At 40.7% G+C, this 6,590-nt stretch carries 6 protein-coding genes, 1 tRNA gene and 1 other RNA gene; 5 read left to right on the forward strand and 3 right to left on the reverse strand.

The annotated features are described in order from the left end of the window. The first annotated feature begins 10 nt into the window (after window positions 1–10). The 3 genes from NTZ93_04360 (at window position 11) to smpB (ending at window position 3,388) form a co-directional block, all read left to right on the forward strand. Entirely contained in the window at window positions 11–670 is a 660-nt protein-coding gene (locus NTZ93_04360; GenBank protein MCX6817075.1) for a hypothetical protein, read from the forward strand. 237 nt (window positions 671–907) lie between these two features. Then, window positions 908–2,758: a hypothetical protein gene (locus NTZ93_04365; protein MCX6817076.1), complete on the forward strand. Its 1,851-nt coding sequence runs from the start codon at window positions 908–910 to the stop codon at window positions 2,756–2,758. Between the two features lie 183 nt (window positions 2,759–2,941). After that, window positions 2,942–3,388 carry an SsrA-binding protein SmpB gene (smpB, locus tag NTZ93_04370; protein MCX6817077.1) on the forward strand — a complete coding sequence of 149 codons (447 nt, stop codon included), beginning with the start codon at window positions 2,942–2,944 and terminating at the stop codon, window positions 3,386–3,388. Here smpB and ssrA read toward each other — a convergent pair. Continuing rightward, window positions 3,386–3,760: a transfer-messenger RNA gene (gene ssrA, locus NTZ93_04375) on the reverse strand. The genes smpB and ssrA overlap by 3 nt on opposite strands. A 26-nt stretch (window positions 3,761–3,786) precedes the next feature. Between ssrA and NTZ93_04380 the strand changes: the two genes are divergently transcribed. Then, the gene (locus NTZ93_04380; protein MCX6817078.1) at window positions 3,787–4,389 is read left to right on the forward strand and encodes a phosphoribosyltransferase family protein; all 603 of its coding nucleotides are present in this window, start codon (window positions 3,787–3,789) and stop codon (window positions 4,387–4,389) included. Here NTZ93_04380 and NTZ93_04385 read toward each other — a convergent pair. Beyond that, entirely contained in the window at window positions 4,382–5,311 is a 930-nt protein-coding gene (locus NTZ93_04385) for a pantetheine-phosphate adenylyltransferase (protein MCX6817079.1), read from the reverse strand. The genes NTZ93_04380 and NTZ93_04385 overlap by 8 nt on opposite strands. 46 nt (window positions 5,312–5,357) lie before the next feature. On the opposite strand from NTZ93_04385, the gene NTZ93_04390 reads away from it, so the two are divergent. After that, window positions 5,358–5,445: transfer RNA gene (locus NTZ93_04390), tRNA-Ser, on the forward strand. Between the two features lie 10 nt (window positions 5,446–5,455). On the opposite strand, the gene NTZ93_04395 is transcribed toward NTZ93_04390, so the two are convergent. Next, window positions 5,456–6,590 (reverse strand): recombinase family protein (locus NTZ93_04395; protein MCX6817080.1); only part of this gene is annotated, 1,135 nt, incomplete at its 5' end.

Raw genomic sequence — 6,590 nt, forward strand, 5'->3', positions numbered from 1 at the left:
AATTAAACATATGCCGGACATTTTTGTCGCCCCAGAAGAGAAAAAAGTAGAGAAGATAGGAATGGGGATAAGGTATGAAACGGTGGCGGAAAGACTGGCAAAAGAACGGAAAACGGGCAAGGTAAGAACTTTTAATATTTTGCCAAGAAGAACAAGATTTGAAAATCAGGAACAAAGAGAGAAAATAATTTTGTTGTTGCGGCAACATTGGATAACTCAGGTTCACTGGGTGGTGGGAGCGTTCTTAGGAATTTTTGTGCCATTGGTGTTTAAGTGGGTGCCGATTTTGGATTTTATGACGGCCAACTATCAGTTAATGACAATAATCGGCTGGTATTTATTATTAATTGCTTATGTTTATGAGAAGTTTATCAGTTGGTATTATCAAGTTTTTATTATTACGGATGAGAGGATAATTGATATTAATTTTTCTAATTTAATTTATAAAGAATTATCAGAGGCAAAAATCGATAATATTGAAGATGTCAGCTACCATCAGGGGGGGATGTTGCGGGCGGCATTTAATTTTGGGGATGTGGTGATGCAAACCGCAGGAGCGGAAAGGGAATTTATGATTGAATCGGCCCCGGAGCCAAACAGAATCGTGAAGATTATGAATGAACTAAAACTAGAAGAAGAGCATGAAAAAATGATAGGAAAAGTGAGGTAAGATGACGCCGTTTGAAAAAATATTACAATTTCTGGTCAGAAGCTGGCGAATGGATGTGACCATTTTGGCTAAACTGGGAGTATTGCTGTTATTATTTTTCTTTTTTATGTTTTCTTTAGTAGTCGTGAGACAAGTAAATTTAATGAGTCGAACGGTTAGTACGGAATTGGATAAGTCATTGATGTGGGCCGGCAGATTTTTGATATTATTATCAGTAGCAGCGTTTATTTTAGGCATATGCATATTGTAAAAATTGTCGGTAATGCTAATAGTCAAACCTGGTCTCAGGTACACAGCTTTTCTCCACAAGATGAAAGGCTGATAAGCCATGGGGAGTTAATTGCCGCCTTGGCTTTTAAAGCCAAAAATCCGGAAATTGAGGTGACGGCGTTCGGCACAGAGATTATTAATCGGTTGCAAGAAATATATTATTCCAATGAAGCGGAAGGGATTTTTAAAAAACTAAGCCAGACCCTAGAGAGTTTGGGGGCGGAGTTTTTGGATAAAATTGAGCTGGAGGTGGTGGCGGGAGTCGTGTGGAGAAGTAAAGATAAAACATTTTTATACACAGCGAGAAATTCTGAGGGGCAGGTGTGGTTAAAGCGGCAAGAAAGGATATTAAAACTTTTCGGAGAGAAAAAAGAATCAATTGAGGTGTTATCGGGCGAGTTAAAAGAAGGAGATAGGTTAATTTTAGGCAGTCAAGAATTTTTTAGAATTGTGGCTGAAGGAGAGATTAGAACGGCGTTAACAGGGAATCTAGAATCAGGCGGGGAGATTTTGGGAGCAAAGATACATGGTGGGGAAAATAATAGTCGAGCGGCAGGGGCCTTGGTAGAAGTAGAACCCCCCTTCGCCAAGGCTTCGGAGGGGCAAGAAAGTTCCAAAAAGGAAAGAGCAACAAAAGTAATAAAAGTAGGGAAAGCCTGGCGATGGTTGAGGGAAAAATGGGAGAATAAACGGCCGCGGATCAACTTAAGGGAGGTAAGTAGAGGAAAAAAGTCAACCCTGTCAGCTTTAGCAATTTTATTGTTAGTATTTGGAATCAGTTTAGCTTTAGCCGGGAGAAAAAAACAGACAGACGTCAACCAGAAAAACTACCAGGCGCTTTTAGAGGAAGTGAAATACAAATACGATGAAGCCCATGGTTTACTCAAACTGAATCCGCTGCGGGCAAAATCATTATTAACAGATAGCCAGACGAGAATACAAGAGTATAAAGATAAGTCTAAAAAAGAACTGACGGGAGAGTTGAAAGATTTGGCAGGGAAGATTGAGGAGGATTTGGGTCAAGTACAAAGAGAGTATCAAATTGACTCGGCGACAGAATGGTTTGATTTTAATTTGGTGAAGGATGGATTTAAAGGAAGTGCTTGGGCCGGAGAGGATAAAACGATTTGGGTGTGGGACGGACAAGGCAAGACGGCGGCGGCGGTAGATTTAGGGAGCCGAGCAAGCCGGGTAGTGGCGGGGGCGGATAAGGGAATAGAGGGAAATATAATTGCTTTTACTGATGATCGGGGGATGGTGGTAAGCAGTAATAAGATAAGCATAATTGATAATAAGTCAGGGATAACGGCGATGGCGGGTGAAGGTTGGCAAAACATCGTGGAGGCGAGAGGTTTTGGCGGTAATCTTTATTTACTGGATAAAAGTAAGACTGGGCAAATTTGGAAATATTTAGGGGTGGCCAGCGGTTTGTCTGCCAAGCGGGCATATTTGAAAGGGACAAACTTAGATTTAAGCGAAGCGGTTAGCATGACGATTGACGGATCGGTGTGGGTGTTATTTTCTGACGGGACAATTGTGAAATACACGCAAGGGGTTAAGGATGCTTTTACGGTGGCGGGTTTGGATAAAAATTTTGGAGAGCCAAGCAAGATTTATACCACAGCGGAAGACAAAAATCTGTATATTTTAGACAGAAAACAAACACGAGTAGTGGTGTTGGTAAAAACAGGAGAATACCAAGCGCAATATATTTGGCCGGGTTTGGCGGGGGCGAAAGATTTGATTGTCAACGAAAGTTTAGGGAAAATGTTTTTTCTGACGGGACAAAAAGTGTTTACAATTGATTTAAGAAATTAAACTAATCGGTTTGTCTACATTCTTTGTCAAAAATCACAAGTTCGTTGGCCGGCGCCAACGCCTTCTTGCGTTCTCGTCACGGCAGTTTCGCTGACGCGAAATCCTGGCCTGCCGTGGACTGCGAAAGCTTTTTGCAAAGAATTTCGACTCCCCGGGATTGTTTAATTGTATAATTCAAGTTAGATGAAAAAAGTAATCAATAGAAAAGCCAGATATGATTATGAACTCGGGGAGAGGGTAGAAGCCGGGGTGGTTTTAACCGGGGCAGAAGTAAAAAGCGTGAAAGAGGGGAAAATCAGCCTGAATGAAAGTTTTGCCAGAATTGATCAAAACGGGGAGGCGTGGTTGGTGAATGCCCACATCCATCCGTATAAATTTGCGGACAACACCAATTATGAACCAACGAGAAGCCGGAAGTTACTTCTTAAAAAAAACGAAATTTTAAGCTTGGTGAAAAAAATGGAGAATAAAAATTTAACTTTAATTCCGACGGCGGCCTATACGAAAAAGAATCGAATTAAAATAGAGTTGGCAATGGGGAAGGGGAAGAAAAAATGGGATAAAAGAGAGGCGATAAAGAAAAGAGATTTGGATAGAGAGGCGCGACGACTTCTGCGTCAGAAAATATAGTGGAGATGGAGGGTTTTGAACCCTCGTCCGAAAGAAACTAATTGAACCGACTACAAGCTTATTCTGTTTTAATAAACAGACAAAAATTTTGATTCTTTGTCTTGAGTCCGATTGAATCGCCTCGGACCTGCCGCTTGAGTTTGTTTCCGCCTCAATTAATCTCCCCAAGCATAGACTAATCAAGACGCCTTACGTTTAAGCAAAAGCTAAAGCGCGAGGAGTAAAGACGGGGTTGAATAAATCAGCCACAAATGTCTTTACTGTACTGACAATAGAATTGACAGTTGTTGGTTGACCCATGTTTTAAAACTACAAGTCAAAGTTTGCTTGCCGGTGTCAAAGAGCTTGCCTTCGTCGAAGCTTGTCATCCCCGACAAGATATATTATATCATATAACTATGTTTTGGCTTGATTGGTTGTATCCGAAAAAATGTTTAGGTTGCGGGAAGACGGGCAGGTATTTTTGCGAGAGTTGTTTAAAAACAGTCAGAAAAAATGACCAGATTGCCTTAAGCGGGACGAGTTTGTTTCAATACCAAGGGATTATTAAAACCGCGATTAAGGCATTAAAATACCAGTTTTTAAGCAATATCGAAACAGAATTGGGTGAGTTAATGGATAAGGGGTTGAGTGAGGAAAGATTGAGAGAATTTTTAGAGTTAAAGCCAGGAGTGCAAGCAATGCCTCTTTATTGGCAACGGGAAAATTGGCGGGGGTTTAACCAAGCAGAATTAATCGCCAAAATCTTAGCAAAGAAATTTAATTTAAAAATAGTTGATTATTTGGAAAGAGTGAAGCGAACTAAACCGCAGGCAGATTTGCCAAGAAAAGAGCGGCTGAGAAATGTCAAAAATATTTTTAGAGTTAAGCCGGGAAAATTAACAGAAGTAATTTTAGTGGTAGATGACGTGTGGACGACCGGTGCCACAATGAGCGAGGCGATGAAAACTTTGAAAAAAGCCGGAGTGAAACAAGTTTGGGGATTAACCTTGGCTAGATAAATTTTTCTAAAAGTTTTAAGGCTTTAGTTTTAGTTTTTTCCGTAACGGAAATTTTAACCAAACCAAGATCGGGTTGGCCATAAAAAATTTCTGTTTTTAAGGGAGATAATAAAATTGCCGGTAAAACAGCCAAGTCTTCTTCGCCGTCAACTAAGAGGGTTGGTATTTTTTTCGAGAGACAAGTTAAAATTTTCCCAGCTAAATCTGGAGTGAGATGGCCGGGAGGATTAGTGGCAAAGAGGCCGGTTTTAAGGCCAAGAGAAGAGAGGTTGGCAAAAGCGGTTTGACGCTTGGTCTTGAGGTCAACAATAGCCAAATTGGGCGTAATTTTTTCTTTTAATAAAGAAAGGGCGGCAATATCGCCGACGGCAATACAAAAATATTTAGGCGAGGTAATGGTGGTAATAATTTGACTGAATGGTTTTTGAAAATAACGGCGTTGTGACTTTGGTAGTGTTAGATTGTGCCGGAAAAGATCAGCATAAACGAGACCCTGGCGGTTAACCAAGCCTTGGCGGATGTGGGTAGAGGAAAGGATTTGACCAGAGTTGTCTTTGACGAGACTAACAAGAATTTTTTTTAATTCAGGGAGTTTATTTTTAAGGCGCAATCGGTTAATTTTATCGACATTGGTTTGAGTTTGGGGAGTACAAACAATGGCATTAATGGTTGAAGAAGTGGCGGCCGGGCCGTAAATGTCGGAGAGGGGAATGATTTGATCTGGGTAAAACTTAGCAACAGCCTGGCGGCGAATAGAAAAACTTTCCAACGATTGCGGAAAAGCCTTATTGGTTAACATGGATTTTTGACACAAACCAACTAAAACTTTTTTACCAGCAGTTTTAGCAGTGGCTAAAAGTTTTTGGTGGCCAAGATGGAGATGGTCAAAGGTGCCGGCAACGGCAACAGAATTAAATTTCATCATGTATAATTCTATCAGATGGAGATCGCCAGGATTGGCGAACCAGGGAGGGGTGCTCTGAATTGGTTAAGGAACCAGTCTTGAAAACTGGCGCCCGCAAGGGCTTGCGAGTTCGAGTCTCGCCCCCTCCGCCAATTTTCAAAATTAGGATTTTGGGCGATTGTTGCCTCGCCCCGCCAAAGGCGGGGCTCGGCTTCGGCAAGGATTTTGAAGGGATTTTTGAAATCCAAAAACAATTTCTGCCCGCTCAAACGGAAGTTCGAACCAATCTTTTTTAGAAAATCCCGACCCTGTTCGGGATTTTCTTGCAAAGCGATAATTTCGGAAGGCGTTTTCAAGATAAGCGTTCATCAGTTTTTCCAGTTTCTCGTCAATTGTTTTTATGTCGCTTTCTGTTTTTTGAGCAAAAAAGCGAGATGATTGGACTTTCGTTTCTTTTTCAATTTCAAGTTCGTTTAATATTTTATCAGCCCAATCATCAGGCAAAGAAACTTTTTGTATCGCTTCGTTTATTTGAGATGAAATTTTTTCTTCTCTCGTAAAAACATTTTGCGAGCAAATGTGTTTTGGATTTTTCTTGGTGCAGTAATAGTAAGTGTATGATTTTCCGCTTGGCTTTATCTTTTTGTCGGCGGTTATGGTAAATCCACATTCGCCACAGTGGAAAAATCCGCGGTAAAGAAAAAATTTCATCTTGTCTACTTTCTGCGGTTTACTCTTTTGCTTCATTACTTCCTGTACTTGATCAAAAAGTTTCTTTGTAATAATCGGTTCGTGCTTTCCTTCAAAATATTCGCCGTTGTAGCGGATAAGTCCGTAGTAAAATGGATTTTGTAAAAGATATTGATAATTGGAAACGGAAAGCAACGAACCTCGCCGCCCTTTCAAGCCGAGATCATTGATAATCTTTCGGAGATTTTTCAAAGTATATTTTCCGCTTGCGTAGGCCTCAAATGACTTTTTAATCAGTGGCGATTTTTCTTTATCAACATAAATCTGTTTTGTTTCCCGATTGTTTAAATATCCAAGCGGGGCCATTTGAGGCCATAACCCGTTTTTCAATTTTTGGCGGTGTCCTCTTTTGATATTTTCTGAAAGATTATCAATGTAATATTTTGACTGCCCAAAAGCGATTGATAACATGAATTTTCCTTGCGGTGTCGGATCAAACCAAAAAGTCGGGAATTTTAGCTCTTGGATTACTCCAGTATCTACAAGGTAAATGATTTGTCCGCCGTCAACGGAATTACGAGCAAGGCGGTCGGGGTGCCACGCTAAA

The sequence above is a fragment of the Candidatus Beckwithbacteria bacterium genome (assembly GCA_026397255.1).
Classification (GTDB): Bacteria; Patescibacteriota; Microgenomatia; order UBA1400; family CG1-02-47-37; genus JAPLVF01.

Excerpts from the sequence above, each read along its gene's own strand:
- NTZ93_04380 (MCX6817078.1), top strand. The coding sequence starts at position 3,787 with ATGTTTTGGCTTGATTGGTTGTATCCGAAAAAATGTTTAGGTTGCGGG.
- NTZ93_04385 (MCX6817079.1), bottom strand. The coding sequence starts at position 5,311 with ATGAAATTTAATTCTGTTGCCGTTGCCGGCACCTTTGACCATCTCCAT.
- NTZ93_04365 (MCX6817076.1), top strand. The coding sequence starts at position 908 with ATGCATATTGTAAAAATTGTCGGTAATGCTAATAGTCAAACCTGGTCT.
- smpB (MCX6817077.1), top strand. The coding sequence starts at position 2,942 with ATGAAAAAAGTAATCAATAGAAAAGCCAGATATGATTATGAACTCGGG.
- NTZ93_04360 (MCX6817075.1), top strand. The coding sequence starts at position 11 with ATGCCGGACATTTTTGTCGCCCCAGAAGAGAAAAAAGTAGAGAAGATA.